The organism is Pseudoalteromonas sp. SR45-5, from assembly GCF_014163565.1.
Lineage (GTDB): Bacteria > Pseudomonadota > Gammaproteobacteria > Enterobacterales > Alteromonadaceae > Pseudoalteromonas > Pseudoalteromonas distincta.
The window spans coordinates 1-15519 of sequence record NZ_JACJDN010000023.1 but is presented as its reverse complement, the minus strand read 5'-3'; the positions used below and the strand labels follow the sequence as shown (position 1 = coordinate 15519).

Sequence of the window (15519 nt, the reverse complement as noted above, 5' to 3'; positions counted from 1 at the left end):
CCGCATTTACCCGTGCATGCCATTGCTACAAGCACGCAACCCATGGCGCGCTTTGTTATCGCCAATTTACAAAACGACTATAAACCCTTTTATAAACCGTGGCTAAGTAAAGTAAAACAATGGCTTGATGAAGGAAAAACCCCTTATTTGTTTTTTCATACGGCAGATAACCGAGAAGCGCCATTATTAGCAAGGCAGTTTTGTAAAGACCTTGGTTATAATCACAAAGCATTAAACCCATTTACTGGCGAAAAAGAAGCCCACCAGCCAGCACTTTTTTAAAAGTAAAACGACAGAGAAATAATAATGAGTGAATACGCACGTTACTTTACCGGCTACCCAGCTAACATCGTTGAGCAAGTATTAAGCCTTATAAATAACAAAAAGGTATGTGACTACTTACTTAAAAAGTATCCGCAAGCACATACCATTACTAGCGATAAACTACTTTATAACTACGCAACCGAGCTTAAAAAACAGTATTTAAAAAATGCAGCACCGTTTGGGCGCGCAGCATTTAAAAAGCAAGGCGACATGGTCACCAACGCACTTGGTACACATACGTATCGAATGCAAGGTAAAACCCGTAAGCACGATTTAGCGATAAACAGCGACTTGCTCCGCGCTCCCGAGCCATTATTAAAAGCGTTAGTGGTACATGAGCTCGCCCACTTTAAAGAAAAAGACCACAACAAAGGCTTTTATCAGCTTTGCTGCCATATGGAGCCGAGTTACCACCAGCTAGAGTTAGATTTAAGAATTTTTTGTGTGGTAGTCGCAATGGGAGAAAATCCTTATTTAAAATAAGGATTTTAGCGTTACTTAAATGAGTGTAAATAACGCCATACTTAAGTTAATATTTCCTTTCATAACCAAACGCCCATACCCAGTCTTTTATCCCCGTAAGCAGCTCACAACTTAACGCCAGCCCTTAATAAAAAAGTTTAAAACTACATAATTGCCCTACATTTGAGAACTACACTCTTAAAAGTTAATTTAATCTTTGGAGTTTTTAAATGATGAAAAATACCCATGCCATTTTACTCAGTGCACTGTGCTGCTTAACCTTAAGTGCCTGCAACGAGCAAAACAGCCAATTACTTGAACAATCAAACCTCAATGATTTTACTCTAACCAGCTCAAAAGTAATTGATGGCGGTAATTTGCCTATTACTTATACGTGCGATGGGCAAAGCATTAGCCCCCCACTTAACTGGAGTGGTGCACCTAAGGCAACCAAATATTATGCATTAATTATGGTTCATAAAGCGCCAGAGGGAATGCATTGGTATTGGACCATGTACAACATTTCCGCCGATAAAACACAAATTAAAGCGGGCGAAACCCTCGGTGAAGTAGGCTCTAATAGCGTAAACGATTTAAACCAATACGCGCCGCCTTGCTCTAAAGGCCCAGGTGAAAAAAGCTATACTTATACTGTATACGCGTTATCTGCACCGGTTACCTTTAATAGCGATACAAAAGTAGATCGCTCAGCATTACTCGCTGCTGTAAAAGATATTACGCTCGATACTGCAAGTATGACGGTTAAATACTCGCGAAGCGCTAATAGCGCAGAACACAAACCTAATACAAGACCAAAACCAAATGAGCAACCAAAGCCTGATAAATCATATTTAACCGCTAACGTAAAATCACCTCGTTGCGATGCTATTACACAATCAGTAAGTAATGCAGGGTTTGATCAAAACGTATCTGTTACGTGCGATGAACAATATGCTTATATTGCCTCATCTACTTATCCTGATCATGAAGTAATGACTGGTATTACAGGTACTAACGAGCAAATACCTGTTCCAGCTAAAGACTACGTAGCACCTATAAAGCTAAATCCTAAAAAAGCAAAAACAATAACAACAATTGATGCAGCCGTAGGTGTTGCCGTTAACGGCGTACCAATATACGACTATTCTTCGCAAGGTGAGTTGGACGTAAATAGCTACGATGAAAAACACGACACTTTAGCACTCGGACAGTTAGATATATGTGGCGGACACGCAGGACGAGGTGATGACTACCATTATCATGTATCGCCAACGTGTATGATTGACACAATGAAAAACCAAACAAGCGATGCAATTATTGGTTGGGCTTACGATGGTTACCCGCTGTATGGCAGTAAAAACCCAGACGGCAGTGCAATTGCCAAAGGTGACCTTGATGTATGTAACGGACAAACCGACGACACATTTGGCTATCGCTACCAAACATCAGCTACGCCGCCGTATATTATTCAGTGCTTAGTTGGTGAAGTAGATACTGCAAAATTACCAAGAGTGTCACCACTTAGTGGCGATATTCAAGGTATAAGAGCCGACTTGCGCCCGCCACAAGGAGGCGTTGAAAACCTAACGCACACAATCTCTGAAAACGGCAGCCGTACAATGAGCTACTCATACAAAGGCGAGAACTACTTTACTAACTACAGCCCTGCATCACAGGGAAAAGACTGCTATAGCTTTAAACAAAAAACTATCAGTAATGGTGGCAAAGTTCAAACAGGTACATTTTGTAGAGGTCCGCAACCAAATCACCTTACTCCAACAGTCACTAAGCAAAATACAAATCCTGCCATTACGGGTAAGCATAACTTAAAGCTAGAAGCATGGGCTGATAACTGGTTTACAGCCTACATAGGCGAGCAGTTACTTGTTGAAGATTCTGTGCCTATAACTACAGAGCGTTCATTTAATGCCGAAAGTATTACGTTTTCTGCAAACTACCCTATTGAGCTTAATTTAATAATTAAAGACTTTAAGCAAAACGACACTGGGCTTGAATACATCGGCGCTAAAAATCAGCAAATGGGTGATGGCGGTTTTATTATGCAACTTACCGACACCGATACAAATAAAGTAGTTGCCGTAAGCGATAAAAGCTTTAAATGCGAAATACTGCACAAAGCGCCGCTCAACAAATTATGCGAAAGCGAATCAAACCCTGTCGCGGGCGAAGGCGTTTGTACGTTTATGTCAAAAGAAGCACCAACTAACTGGCTGCAAAGTAACTTTGATAACGCAAACTGGGCTAATGCAGTAGAGCACAACTTTGCCGATGTAGGACCAAAAGACGGTTACGACGATATTAACTGGGATGAAAATGCAAAATTCATATGGGGCGAAGACTTAGAAACCGACAACACCCTTATTTGTAAAGCAATTATTGAGCAACCTCAATAAAAGGTAGTAATTATGTATTTTTTAAAAAAATTAAAATGGCTAATGCTCGCGTGTATTTTAACAAGTATGAGCGCTCAAGTGAGTGCCCATGTATTAAAAAACACAACAGCCCAAGTAATTTTAAGAGACGGGCAAGTTGAGGTTAAAGTATTAACTAATGCTGAGCACTTAATTTCAGCGCTGCAAAGCGAGCAAGCATGGCTTATGGGCGATATTGATAAGCTTATGCCTACAAACTTAAGTGCAGAGCAACAAGAAGAGTTTGCAAAAAATGCACTTAAACAAAAAACGAGCTTACGTGTAAATCAGCAAGTTATCGTGTTTGAACGCGTCACTTTTACCACCAGCAACAACAACGAAGCGCACGACCTAGAAATTGTTTTTCAAGCGAAGCACACATTTACAACAGTAGATGAGCTTGCCATATCGTTCCCTAAAAGTTTAGGTGCAGTTCACGCAAGCTTTGTAAAACCACAATATAAGTTACTGGGTGCTGGCGATACCGCAAAAATAAAGTTCTAGTCCAAATATCAACATACCTAAAAAGCTTACTTAAAAAGGATTTTAGTAAGCAACTCCCTAAATACGCTAATTGTAGGCACATAATCAATATGCAATACTGCTTGGTACGTTAACGTCATGATTTTTACTATTTGCCAATCAGTGAAATTAATACATAAATTCTTTTTAGCTTTTTTTATCACTAATATCGCCCTTGTTGGACTTATGTTTGTGTTTATATACATGACCTTTTCGTCAGGTTTTAACGACTTTGTTGAACAAGAAGAAACAAAGCATGTCGCAATGGTTAAGCATCAACTTATTGAGCTTTATAGCGAATTAGGCAGTTGGCAACCCATTACGCAAAACACGCAATTATGGCGCTCTATTGTAGAGCCACAAAAAAAGCCAGGCGAGCCTAAAACGAATAAACACACAAGCACCCCACCCAAACCAAATAGCAGCAATGCAACGCCCTCTTTATTGTGGGTACACTTACCTGCAGGTTCCCTTAAAACAGGGCAACGTATAAGTTTGTATGATCAAAATAAAAAGGTTGTTGTTGGTAGAGCTAATTTAAACGACAACCCACATATAGAGCCTATTTTATTAAACAATAACGTTATAGGCTGGATAGGTTTAGTCCCTTCAAAACTTGTACAAAGTAGCCCAGCAGAAGCCTTTTTAGCAGCGCAATTTCATAACTATTTTATGATCACGTTACTCGTTATTGTGCTCGCATTTATTATGGCTATTGTGTTATCTCGCCATTTAATAAAACCAATAAAGCAAATAGTGACTGGCACCGATGAGTTAACAAAAGGAAATTTTGCCAGCAGAATAATTCCCTCTAGTAAAGATGAGCTAGGTACCCTATCCAACAACTTTAATGCCTTAGCCCACACGCTTGAGCAAAACCAACAAATGCGGTTTCAATGGGTGTCAGACACATCCCACGAATTAAGAACCCCACTTACCGTACTACGCTCGCATTTACTAGCCGTTCAAGATGGCGTATTTACAGCCGACACAAAGCGCATTAATTTACTCATAAACCAAGTAGATAACTTAAGCCACATTGTTGACGACCTAGCCCAACTAGCACAAACAGATAGCGTTAATTTAACCTATAACAATGCGCGCATTGATTTAATCACTATTTTTGAGCAATCAATTGAAAACTACACCGCTCGCTTTAAAGAGCATGAATTAAATGTAGATAGCAAAAGCTTAACCAAAGCCGGCAAATGTATAATAAATGGTGATAAAGAACGCCTTATACAATTATTTTCAAACCTGTTAGAAAATACCTGCAGATACACGCATAAAGGTGGGCAAGTAATAATACTTGCCCACAAAAGACCCAATAACATTGAGCTTATTTTACAAGATTCAGCCCCAAGTGTTTTACCAAACGACTTACAAAAATTGTTTGAGCGTTTTTATCGCGTTGAAAAATCTAGAAGCCGAGAGCACGGCGGCTCGGGCTTAGGACTTGCACTTTGCAAACAAATAGTAGAGGCACATGGCGGTCAAATATCGTTGCACAACTCACCACTCGGTGGGCTAGAGGTAAAAATAACGCTGACACTTTTAGGTTAAAATAATGGCATCACAAAAAATACTTATCGTTGAAGACGAAGAAAACATTGCCGAGGTACTTATTGCCTACGCTAAGCAACAAAATTACGAAACTGAGCACTTTAATAGTGGCAAAGGTGTAGTTAGTTTTGTAAAACAAAACGCAGTAGATTTAATACTTCTTGATTTAATGCTGCCAGATGTTGATGGCATAGAGCTATGTAAGCAAATAAGAGCCTTTTCAAGTCTGCCTATTATTATGCTTACCGCAAAAAGTGAAGAAATAGACCGCTTACTGGGTTTAGAGCTCGGCGCCGATGACTACATATGCAAACCCTTCAGCCCCAAAGAAGTTGTAGCACGCATAAAAGCCGTACTAAGAAGGACCAGCCAGCCTAAAACCAACATCATTAATCATAATAATTTCCAATTACACAAAGACGATTACGAAGCACGCCTAAACGACAAAAGTATTGGCTTTACCGCCGTCGAGTTTAAAATATTTTTATTATTTATAAGCCACGTAGGGCGTGTTTTTACCCGCGAAGATATTATTAATAACGTATATAGCGACACAACCGACATATCCGATCGCAACATAGATACACATATTAAAAATATACGAAAAAAGATTAACGACATTCAAGCAGGGCTAAACCCAATAGCAGCGGTTTATAGTGTGGGCTATAAATTTAAAGAGTAGGTTTACTTATTCAAATAAAGCTAACATGACGCAAAAGCGCGATATAAATCGCGCTTTTATTTTAATCACTAACCTGAACACTCATAACTAAAGATTAATAGCTGAGCAGTCGTTGGGTTTCGTTTCTCTCAACCCAACCTACGTAAATAGACTTAAAGCCCTAGGCCTGCCATAAAATCATCATCGCCATCATCTTGTTCTACTGCTTTAGATGATTTTTCTTTGTCCGCTTTTTTTCGTGCTTCGTTTTCAATTATGTCGTCTGGGTCGAGTGCTTCTGCAATATCAAAGTCGTGTAATTTAATGAACTCTGTTTTATCCATCGCTAATTCCAAGTAAAAAATATTTTGCTTACTTGTCGTGAATGTTACGCGGCGGGCTTGCGGGCGATCCATCGTGGTATCTACCGATATTTGCACTTGCTTGTTTATTGCCATCATTTTTGGCTGGTTTTGCGTAATAGACGTATGTAATTGCTCACGCACTTTAGACGTAAAGTCGCCAACAATTTGATTCATCAACTCGCCTAGTACGTTTGATACGTCGTCTGATAAATGGCTATGCGCTATTTCATCTTCTGGCATTCCCATATTGCGCATGTAATCGCCATAAATTTCCATCGCCGCTTGCGAAGTAAAGTTGGTAATTACGAGCCCTGTAAAACCGCCGTCAAATAAAACAAAGCAACCAATATCTGGTCGCATACATGTACGTGTTATTTTTTGCACCATGGCTGAGTAGCTAATACCATTACCGCTGGCTGATGTGAGTACACCTGTCACTGAATGACAAAGGGTTGCTAATATATCGTCTGTGCTGATGACCTTACTTTTGCTCATTTAATCTTCTCTTTTGTACTTATTATTCATAATTCTAGTCAAGCTACTGAATTTATCACTGACTATCCAGTATAAAATGTTAAAATAGCGCCATTATTTACAAAGAGACTGCCTTCGTGACCATAAAAGACAGTATTTATGCCTCTGAGCAACAAGTAAAAGATTTTAGCTTTGACCAAAATGTAGTCGAAGTTTTTCCAGATATGATCCAGCGCTCTGTACCTGGGTATGCCACCATTGTAAGCACTATGGGTAAACTTGCGGGTGAGTACGCACAAAGTAACTCAAATCTTTATGATTTAGGCTGCTCACTGGGCGCAGTCACGCTTAGCATGCGCCGTAACATTCGCACCGATAACTGCCATATAATAGCGGTAGATAACTCTCAAGCTATGGTTGAGCGTTGTAAGGTGCACTTACAAGGTTTTAAATCGGATGTGCCGGTTACTGTTACTTTGGGCGATATTAACGAGCTTGAGATTCAAAACGCCTCAGTAGTAGCAATGAACTTTACACTGCAATTTATTCCACATGCGCAGCGCCAAGCCGTGCTTGAAAAAATATACGCTAATTTAAAGCCTGGTGGTGTATTGCTGCTAAGCGAAAAAATTAAAGCCGAAAACGAGCAATGCGATAACCTATTAATTGATTTGCACCACGACTTTAAACGTCACAATGGCTACTCAGAGCTTGAAATAAGCCAAAAACGTACCGCCATAGAAAACGTTATGCGCCCAGATACACTAAGCGCTCACTTTACTCGCTTACAAGATATTGGTTTTAGCCAAACTCAAGTGTGGTATCAATGTTTTAATTTTTGCTCAATGGTAGCAATTAAATAAAGAGAGTCATCCATGTCTCAATGGTTTAACCAATTTTACGCATCTATCGCACAAAGCCCACTTAGTCACTGGCTAGAAACCCTCCCTGCTCAATTAAAACATTGGCAAAACGAGGCTAGCCATGGTGATTTGCCTAAATGGCAAAAAGTACTTAAAAACTTGCCTGAGGTGGCAACTTCCCATGTTGATATTTCTACTAAGGTAGAAATTGGCGCGCCAGGAGAGATGAGTGATGGCGAGCAAAAGCAAGCCATGCATTTATTAAAACGCATGATGCCATGGCGCAAAGGCCCATTTAGTGTGCACGGTATTGAAATAGATACAGAGTGGCGCAGTGATTGGAAGTGGGACCGCCTGCTTCCTCATATTGAGCCATTAAAAGGCCGCACTGTTTTAGATATTGGTTGTGGCTCAGGGTATCATTTATGGCGTATGCGCGGTGAAGGCGCAGAGTTTGTGGTGGGTATTGATCCATCTGATTTATTTTTATGTCAGTTTCAGGCAATTAAACACTACAACCCAGATGAAAACGTACATTTACTGCCACTAGGCGTTGAAGCATTACCCGAGCTTAAAGCGTTTGATACTGTTTTTTCTATGGGTGTACTTTATCATCGTCGCTCACCTATCGACTTTTTAGCGCAGTTAAAAGCGCAGCTTCGCCCAGGCGGCGAACTCGTACTTGAAACCCTAGTAATTGAAGGCGACGAAAACACGGTATTAGTCCCAACCGACCGCTACGCTAAAATGCGCAACGTTTGGTTTATTCCAAGTACTGCAGCATTAAAGCTGTGGATGGAGCGCGTTGGCTTTAAAGATGTGCAAATAAAAGATTGCGCTATTACCACGCTTGAAGAGCAACGTAAAACCGACTGGATGGAAAACGAATCGTTAATCGATTTTTTAGATCCAAACGATACAAGTAAAACAATTGAAGGCTACCCCGCTCCACTTCGAGCCATATTAACCGCAAAAGCATAGCTGTTAATTTAACGCCTTTAATACTAAAAAAACGCCTACGGGCGTTTTTTTGTTTATTTAAACAACAAACAGCGGACAAGTGTCCTTGTTAATTATTTCAAAATTACATTTACGCTAGCCGCGACCTTGCAATTGTTGTAAAATACGCGCGTTTCTAAGCAACCCAAAACAACTATTTTGAGGAAAACCTGTGAGCGAACAAAAACAGTCTCTAAGCTATAAAGACGCGGGCGTAGATATCGACGCTGGTAATGCACTTGTTGAGCGTATTAAAGGCGTAGTTAAAAAAACTCGTCGTCCTGAAGTAATGGGCGGAATTGGTGGTTTTGGCGCACTTTGCGAAATTCCTGAAGGCTACAAGCAACCAGTATTAGTTGCAGGCACAGATGGTGTTGGTACTAAACTACGTTTAGCAATCGACTTAAAAAAACACGATACGGTTGGTATTGATTTAGTTGCAATGTGTGTAAACGACTTAATTGTTCAAGGTGCTGAACCCCTGTTTTTTCTAGATTACTATGCAACTGGTAAACTAGATGTAGACACAGCAGCTGACGTAGTGACAGGTATTGGCAAAGGTTGTGAAATTTCAGGTTGTGCCCTAATTGGTGGCGAAACAGCTGAAATGCCAGGTATGTATGATGGTGAAGACTACGACATGGCAGGCTTTTGTACAGGCGTTGTAGAAAAATCAAAAATTATTGATGGCACAAAAGTAGCAGCAGGCGATCAGCTTATTGCACTTGCTTCAAGCGGTCCTCATTCAAATGGCTTCTCTTTAATTCGTAAAGTACTTGAAGTGTCAAAAGCTGATACCAGCGCTGACTTTGAAGGTAAAACATTAGGCGAAACTCTACTTGAGCCTACGCGTATTTACGTAAAACCTTTACTTGAGTTATTCAAAAACGTTGACGTACATGCGCTTTCGCATATTACTGGCGGCGGTTTTTGGGAAAACATTCCACGCGTATTACCCGCTTCAGCAAAAGCTGTAGTTAAAGGTGATAGCTGGCAGTGGCCACCAATTTTTAATTGGTTACAAGAAAACGGCAACATTACTACACACGAAATGTACCGTACATTTAACTGTGGTGTAGGCATGGTTTTAGTAGTCCCTGCTGACAAACTTGAGCAAAGCTTAACAATGCTAAAAGACTTGGGCGAAAATGCATGGCACCTTGGTGAAATTCAAGATGCAGCAGCTGGCGAAGAGCAAGTTGAAATTGTAGGTGGTGCTAAGTAATGGCACCGACTCGTCTGGTAGTTTTAATCTCAGGTAGTGGCTCTAATTTACAAGCCATCATAGATGCCTGCGAACGTGGCGAGATAAACGGGCATATAGCGGCTGTTATTAGTAATAAAGCAGACGCTTATGGCCTAGAGCGTGCAAAACAAGCAGGTATTGCTACAAAAGTGCTCAGTCATAAAGATTTTGACTCGCGCGAAGCGTACGATGCGCAATTAATGAACGTTATCGACTCTTTTATGCCAAATCTAGTTGTATTAGCTGGGTTTATGCGTATTCTTACTCCTGGCTTAGTGCAAAAATATGTTGGAAAAATGTTGAACATTCATCCATCTTTGTTGCCTAAGTATCAGGGGCTGAATACCCACCAAAGAGCAATTGATGCAAAAGACGATGTTCATGGCGTAAGTGTTCACTTTGTTACTGAAGAATTAGACGGCGGTCCCGTTATTCTTCAGGCGCAAATACCTGTACTCAAGGATGATACAGCAGAAACATTAGCAAAACGCGTGCATGAGCAAGAGCATATAATTTATCCTTTGGTGGTCAAGTGGTTCAGTGAACACAGACTTACTATGGAAGCAGATTATGCAGTTCTTGACAAAAAACAACTTCCTGCACACGGCGCGCACTACCCACAATAAAAAAATAAGTGCCCTGTTGTTATGTGCGGGCGCTTTACTTCCAACTAGCCTAATTGCAGGCGAATTGACCCAGTATCAAGCTAATTACGATATTTTACGCAAAGGCAAAAATCATGGTGAGGCTGTTCGTGAGCTCAAAAAAACGGGCGACGATACTTATGAATTAACATACCACAGCAATATTGAGTGGATGATTTTCTCTGACTCTCGTGAAGAAACATCAAAGTTTACCTTTAAAGATGGCAAGGTTACCCCGCATCATTACAACATGATTCGTACAGGGACAGGCCCTGATAAAGATTACAAAATTGATTTTGATACAACAAACAAAGTAGTGACTAGCAGCGCTAGTGAATACCCACTTAAATGCGAATGGACTGATGAATTTCAGGATGCTATTTCGTACCAAGTGCAAGTGCGCGAAGGATTGAAAAAAGGCAAAACAAGCTTTTCATTCCCCCTTATAGATAAAAAAGGTAACCGCCGCGACTACAACTTCGAAGTTGTTGAAAAAGAGATGATCTCCCTACCTATCGGAAATGTAGAAGCCATTAAAGTGAAGCGTTTATACGATAACGATAAACGCCAAGCAATTGCATGGTTTGCGCCAGAAATGGATTACATGCTGGTACGTATGTGGAAAGGCGAAAAAGGTATGGAGCAGTTTGAAGTTCAAATGAATTCATTTACTGTTACTGCGCCTACAGCTGTTGCGCCTGCTACAGCACAACAACCTCAAGAAGCTAACTAAATTTAATTAAACCAAAGTTAAGTTAGTATTTAAAATAGGTGGGCTAAATTAGCTCACCCATTTTAAACAATGCAAATTCCCCAGGCTCCATTTTTTGCCAACGCTCATCGTTAGTTAATGGCCTTGTTGTTATTACCGTCACTACATCGTTTGGTGTGGTCTCTTGTTGAAAATCAACCACCATGTCGGCATCAATCAACGTTGCTTTACCAAATGGCGCACGGCGCGTTATGTAGTGTAAGTTATTAGTGCAATACGCTAAAACAAACACCCCATCGGTCAATAACATATTAAACACCCCTTTTTCACGCAGAGTTTGCGAAAGCTTAGCCGCGTATCTAAAAACCGACGCCATATTACTTGGACGGTTTGGGTATTTTTCGCGAATTTTATCAAGCAACCAACAAAAAGCGAGTTCGCTATCGGTGTTACCCACTGGGCGATAGTACTGCGGTTTTAAATCATGATAATTAGATAGCTGCCCGTTATGAGCGTAAGTAATTTCACGCCCCCATAACTCTCGCGTAAAAGGATGAGTATTTTCAAGGCATACTCGCCCGCGATTACCTTGACGAATATGGCTAATAACCGAGACACTTTTAATGGGGTATGCTTTAACGAGCTTTGCAATTTCAGATTGATAACTCGGCTGCGGATCTTTAAAGGTTCTACAACCTTTACCTTCGTAAAACGTAATGCCCCACCCGTCTTTATGTGGTCCCGTGTTCCCGCCACGCTCTAAAAGGCCTGAAAAACTAAAACAAATATCGGTAGGCACATTGGCTGACATGCCAAGTAATTCACACATTAATAAAATAACCCTTAAAAACCATACATTAAAATAAATAGCGTTATATTTGTGTATTAAGCGTACACTAAATTGCAGCCCGCTATAACGGCTATACTTACTTAAAAAGTGTCATTTTGCTATTAGATTTATTTATTTTTACGTTAACACTACTTACGGCTAATGCTTTGACTATACGATAGTTATTGAGCGTTCCTCTGTCGGGTAATTAAATATCGTATTTAAGTTACTTTCTACTACAATTTAACATCGTTATGTACTTGAAAATTACTGTTACTAGCGCTACTCTAAGTGAGGTGGTCTGACCTCTATTAAGGAATAAAAATGACACTCATATTTACACTGGTTCTAATCGCGTTGCTTTGCACTGCGGTTTACCACAGAGCAAGTTGGAACACAGCACTTGGTGTTTCGGCTATTACTTTATTAATTGGTACCTTTGCGGGTGCTTTTGGTTTAATTAGCTGGTTGATCTTTTTGATCATCGCGGTTCCTCTTTCTGTTACTGGCCTTCGTCAGCAATATATCATCAAGCCTATTTTTGCTACGTTTAAAAAAGTAACGCCAAGCATGTCTGATACTGAAAAATCAGCTATTGATGCCGGTACGACGTGGTGGGAAGCTGACTTATTTTGCGGTAACCCAGATTGGAAAAAACTTCACCAATACCCAGTTCCTAAACTTACTATTGAAGAGCAAGCCTTTGTTGATGGCCCTGTTGAAGTAGTTTGTAGCATGTTGGACGATTGGGAAGCAACGCACGAACTAACCGACCTTCCTCAAGATGTGTGGCAGTATCTAAAAGATAATAAATTTTTTGCCATGATCATCAAAAAAGAATACGGCGGTTTAGAATTTTCTGCATTTGCACAGTCTTGTGTACTTCAAAAACTAACAAGTAAATCAACATTACTTTCGTCAATTGTTGGTGTACCGAACTCTTTAGGCCCAGGTGAATTATTACAACACTATGGTACAAAAGAGCAAAAAGATCATTACTTACCGCGCCTAGCGAGCGGTCAAGAAATTCCATGTTTTGCATTAACTTCGCCAGAAGCGGGTTCTGATGCAAGCTCAATTCCAGACTACGGTGTGGTATGTAAAGGGCAATGGAATGGTGAGGAAGTTGTGGGTGTTAGTTTAACGTGGAATAAGCGTTACATTACACTTGCCCCAGTGGCTACCGTACTTGGTCTTGCGTTTAAGTTACAAGATCCAGATGGGCTAATTGGCGACAATAAAGAGCCAGGCATTACCTGTGCACTTATTCCAACGGACACTCCTGGAGTTGAAATTGGTCGTCGACATTTCCCGCTTAACGTACCATTTCAAAATGGTCCTACTCGCGGTAAAGATATTTTCGTACCACTTGATTATATTATTGGTGGTCCAGATATGGCTGGTCAAGGCTGGCGCATGCTGGTTGAGTGTTTATCGGTTGGTCGTGCAATTACATTGCCGTCAAATTCTGCCGGTGGCATTAAAATGATTGCCGTTGCAACGGGTGCGTATAGCCGTATTCGTCGTCAGTTCCGTTTACCTATTGGTAAAATGGAAGGTGTTGAAGAGTCACTAGCAAAACTTGCTGGTTACGCTTACAGCTCTGATGCTGCGGTTAGTATGTCTACGGGTGCGGTTGATTTAGGCGAAAAGCCATCGGTAGTTTCTGCCATTATTAAATACCACCTGACAGAGCAAATGCGTGATGCAACTATTCATGCAATGGATGTACTTGGCGGTAAGGGCATCATGCTTGGGCCAAATAACTATTTAGGTCGTGGCTATCAAGGGGCACCTATTGCCATTACTGTTGAAGGTGCAAACATCTTGACCCGTAATATGATTATTTATGGTCAAGGTGCAATTCGCTGTCATCCATTTGTACTTACCGAACTAGGTGCGTGCGAAATTGAAGACCGCGAAGAAGCGCTTAACGTATTTGATAAAGCGCTAATGGGTCACATTGGTTTTACTATGTCGAACCTTGTACGTACTAAATGGCTTGCACTTACCGGCGCTCGTTTTACAAGTGTGCCGTACAACGACGAAACCGCTGAGTTTTACCGTATAGCGTCACGCTTTAGTGCATCACTTGCTCTTATGTCAGACATTAGCATGGCAGTATTTGGTGGCTCACTAAAACGTAAAGAACGTATTTCAGCACGTTTAGGTGACTTACTTAGTTACTTATACTTAGTGTCTGCAACGCTTAAGCGTTACAACGATGAAGGCCGTAAAAAAGAAGATTTTGCGCTAGTAAAATGGAGTTGCCAAGATCACCTTTACCATTGCCAACGTGCACTTGCTGATTTAATTAATAACATGCCTTCGGCTCCACTACGTGCCGTGTTAAAAGTATTGTTATTCCCGTTTGGTCGCCCGGTTCGTAAACCAACTGACCAACTTGAGCATAAACTAGCACAACTACTACAAGTACCTAGTGAAACGCGTAACCGTTTAGCAAGCTACGTATACTTAAAAAATGAGCCGCTTAACCTTGTGGGTCGTCAAGAGCAAACGCTTAAAGACATCCTAGACGTTGAGCCATTATTTGAAAGAGTATGTAAAGAGAAAGGCCTTAAACTGCCATTCTTCCAGCTTGATAAAGTAGCGCAAATGGGACTTGAAGCAGGCATTTTAAGCCAAGCAGAGGCTGATAAACTAGCTGCTGTTGAGCAATCTCGTTTAGATGTTATTAACGTTGATGACTTCGACCCTGCTGACTTACTTGCAGGAAAAGCCGCACGTAATAGCGTTAAAAAAGAAGCTGATGCTGCTTAACTAAGCTAAGCATTTACAGACTAAAAGCCAGCATATAACGTGCTGGCTTTTTTGTGTACAATAAAAAGTTTTAACAACTAGATGGAGTAGTTTATCGTTAGATTGTTTAAATAATTATACAGTTTGGTATAACAGGCAGCTCTGACATCTAACCAACCCTAAAAGCTCTGTATTGATTAAATACCCTTAATTCATCTCTATGCTCATGCAAAAACTTAAACCCTCTCAAGAGCTCTACAAGTACAACACTATTAAGTTAATGACTATACCAATTAGCAATAATACTTAGAGCCTGCCTAGCAGTGTTAAAAATCTCTGGTATACGACTGCATGGATGCAGGAGATAGAGCAATGCAGGATCATTTGCCGAAAACAACTAAATAACGAATTATTCCTTATTATCGACATGCTTTTCTTACATCAAAATAGATTACTTAATTAAGCGAATTGGGGTTAAACCTGGCGTTAAGCTAACTGCGGTAAAAGTTACGAGAAGAGAGATACAGCGCAATGCATAAGCATTTACCCAGAGCATCGGCAGATTGATATAGGTATTGATACGGATAATAAGGAATATTAGCAGGTTCGTGCAAGGAATGTGTTTGATAGCTAATAGCTGATAGCTGATAGCTGATAGCTGAT

The 15519-nt window shown here is 40.5% G+C and carries 14 protein-coding genes; 12 read left to right on the top strand and 2 right to left on the bottom strand.

Annotated features, from left to right (window positions below; genetic code table 11):
• The 6 genes from H5072_RS02005 to H5072_RS01980 all read left to right on the top strand — a co-directional run.
• Positions 1-282: DUF72 domain-containing protein (locus H5072_RS02005; protein WP_182692510.1), on the top strand; the 282-nt coding region annotated here is incomplete at its 5' end.
• 24 nt (positions 283-306) lie between these two features.
• The gene (locus H5072_RS02000; RefSeq protein WP_182692509.1) at positions 307-807 is read left to right on the top strand and encodes a M48 family metallopeptidase; all 501 of its coding nucleotides are present in this window, start codon (positions 307-309) and stop codon (positions 805-807) included.
• A 209-nt stretch (positions 808-1016) separates the two neighbouring features.
• The gene (locus H5072_RS01995; RefSeq protein ID WP_182692508.1) at positions 1017-3200 is read left to right on the top strand and encodes a YHYH protein; all 2184 of its coding nucleotides are present in this window, start codon (positions 1017-1019) and stop codon (positions 3198-3200) included.
• A 12-nt stretch (positions 3201-3212) separates the two neighbouring features.
• Positions 3213-3722: a hypothetical protein gene (locus H5072_RS01990; RefSeq protein WP_182692507.1), complete on the top strand. Its 510-nt coding sequence runs from the start codon at positions 3213-3215 to the stop codon at positions 3720-3722.
• A 141-nt stretch (positions 3723-3863) separates the two neighbouring features.
• Positions 3864-5303: an ATP-binding protein gene (locus H5072_RS01985; protein ID WP_310735867.1), complete on the top strand. Its 1440-nt coding sequence runs from the start codon at positions 3864-3866 to the stop codon at positions 5301-5303.
• Positions 5304-5307: 4 nt separating this feature from the next.
• Positions 5308-5985, top strand: coding sequence for a response regulator (locus H5072_RS01980; RefSeq protein ID WP_182692505.1), 678 nt, complete (start codon positions 5308-5310; stop codon positions 5983-5985).
• Between the two features lie 152 nt (positions 5986-6137).
• On the opposite strand, the gene H5072_RS01975 is transcribed toward H5072_RS01980, so the two are convergent.
• Positions 6138-6824, bottom strand: a complete 687-nt coding sequence (locus H5072_RS01975; protein WP_002959987.1) for a DUF3334 family protein — start codon at positions 6822-6824, stop codon at positions 6138-6140.
• A 116-nt stretch (positions 6825-6940) separates the two neighbouring features.
• Here H5072_RS01975 and cmoA point away from each other — a divergent pair, with 116 nt between their 5' ends.
• From cmoA to H5072_RS01950, 5 genes are all read left to right on the top strand, one after another.
• Positions 6941-7666, top strand: a complete 726-nt coding sequence (gene cmoA / locus H5072_RS01970) for a carboxy-S-adenosyl-L-methionine synthase CmoA (RefSeq protein WP_007378000.1) — start codon at positions 6941-6943, stop codon at positions 7664-7666.
• A gap of 12 nt (positions 7667-7678) precedes the next feature.
• Positions 7679-8647 carry a tRNA 5-methoxyuridine(34)/uridine 5-oxyacetic acid(34) synthase CmoB gene (cmoB, locus tag H5072_RS01965; RefSeq protein ID WP_138488804.1) on the top strand — a complete coding sequence of 323 codons (969 nt, stop codon included), beginning with the start codon at positions 7679-7681 and terminating at the stop codon, positions 8645-8647.
• Between the two features lie 190 nt (positions 8648-8837).
• Positions 8838-9890: a phosphoribosylformylglycinamidine cyclo-ligase gene (gene purM / locus H5072_RS01960; protein WP_002959993.1), complete on the top strand. Its 1053-nt coding sequence runs from the start codon at positions 8838-8840 to the stop codon at positions 9888-9890.
• Positions 9890-10537: a phosphoribosylglycinamide formyltransferase gene (purN, locus tag H5072_RS01955; RefSeq protein ID WP_002959994.1), complete on the top strand. Its 648-nt coding sequence runs from the start codon at positions 9890-9892 to the stop codon at positions 10535-10537. The genes purM and purN overlap by 1 nt, the downstream gene beginning before the upstream one ends.
• 16 nt (positions 10538-10553) lie before the next feature.
• Positions 10554-11288 (top strand): DUF3108 domain-containing protein, encoded by a 735-nt coding sequence (locus tag H5072_RS01950; protein WP_165724206.1) that lies wholly within the window; start codon positions 10554-10556, stop codon positions 11286-11288.
• A 43-nt stretch (positions 11289-11331) separates the two neighbouring features.
• Here H5072_RS01950 and H5072_RS01945 read toward each other — a convergent pair whose 3' ends face one another.
• Positions 11332-12096, bottom strand: coding sequence for a class II glutamine amidotransferase (locus tag H5072_RS01945; protein WP_182692504.1), 765 nt, complete (start codon positions 12094-12096; stop codon positions 11332-11334).
• Between the two features lie 324 nt (positions 12097-12420).
• Here H5072_RS01945 and fadE point away from each other — a divergent pair, with 324 nt between their 5' ends.
• Positions 12421-14877 (top strand): acyl-CoA dehydrogenase FadE, encoded by a 2457-nt coding sequence (gene fadE, locus H5072_RS01940; protein WP_002960075.1) that lies wholly within the window; start codon positions 12421-12423, stop codon positions 14875-14877.
• Positions 14878-15519 lie beyond the last annotated feature (642 nt).

Excerpts from the sequence above, each read along its gene's own strand:
- cmoB (WP_138488804.1), top strand. The coding sequence starts at position 7,679 with ATGTCTCAATGGTTTAACCAATTTTACGCATCTATCGCACAAAGCCCA.
- H5072_RS01990 (WP_182692507.1), top strand. The coding sequence starts at position 3,213 with ATGTATTTTTTAAAAAAATTAAAATGGCTAATGCTCGCGTGTATTTTA.
- H5072_RS01975 (WP_002959987.1), bottom strand. The coding sequence starts at position 6,824 with ATGAGCAAAAGTAAGGTCATCAGCACAGACGATATATTAGCAACCCTT.
- H5072_RS01945 (WP_182692504.1), bottom strand. The coding sequence starts at position 12,096 with ATGTGTGAATTACTTGGCATGTCAGCCAATGTGCCTACCGATATTTGT.
- H5072_RS01980 (WP_182692505.1), top strand. The coding sequence starts at position 5,308 with ATGGCATCACAAAAAATACTTATCGTTGAAGACGAAGAAAACATTGCC.
- fadE (WP_002960075.1), top strand. The coding sequence starts at position 12,421 with ATGACACTCATATTTACACTGGTTCTAATCGCGTTGCTTTGCACTGCG.
- H5072_RS01995 (WP_182692508.1), top strand. The coding sequence starts at position 1,017 with ATGATGAAAAATACCCATGCCATTTTACTCAGTGCACTGTGCTGCTTA.
- purN (WP_002959994.1), top strand. The coding sequence starts at position 9,890 with ATGGCACCGACTCGTCTGGTAGTTTTAATCTCAGGTAGTGGCTCTAAT.
- H5072_RS02000 (WP_182692509.1), top strand. The coding sequence starts at position 307 with ATGAGTGAATACGCACGTTACTTTACCGGCTACCCAGCTAACATCGTT.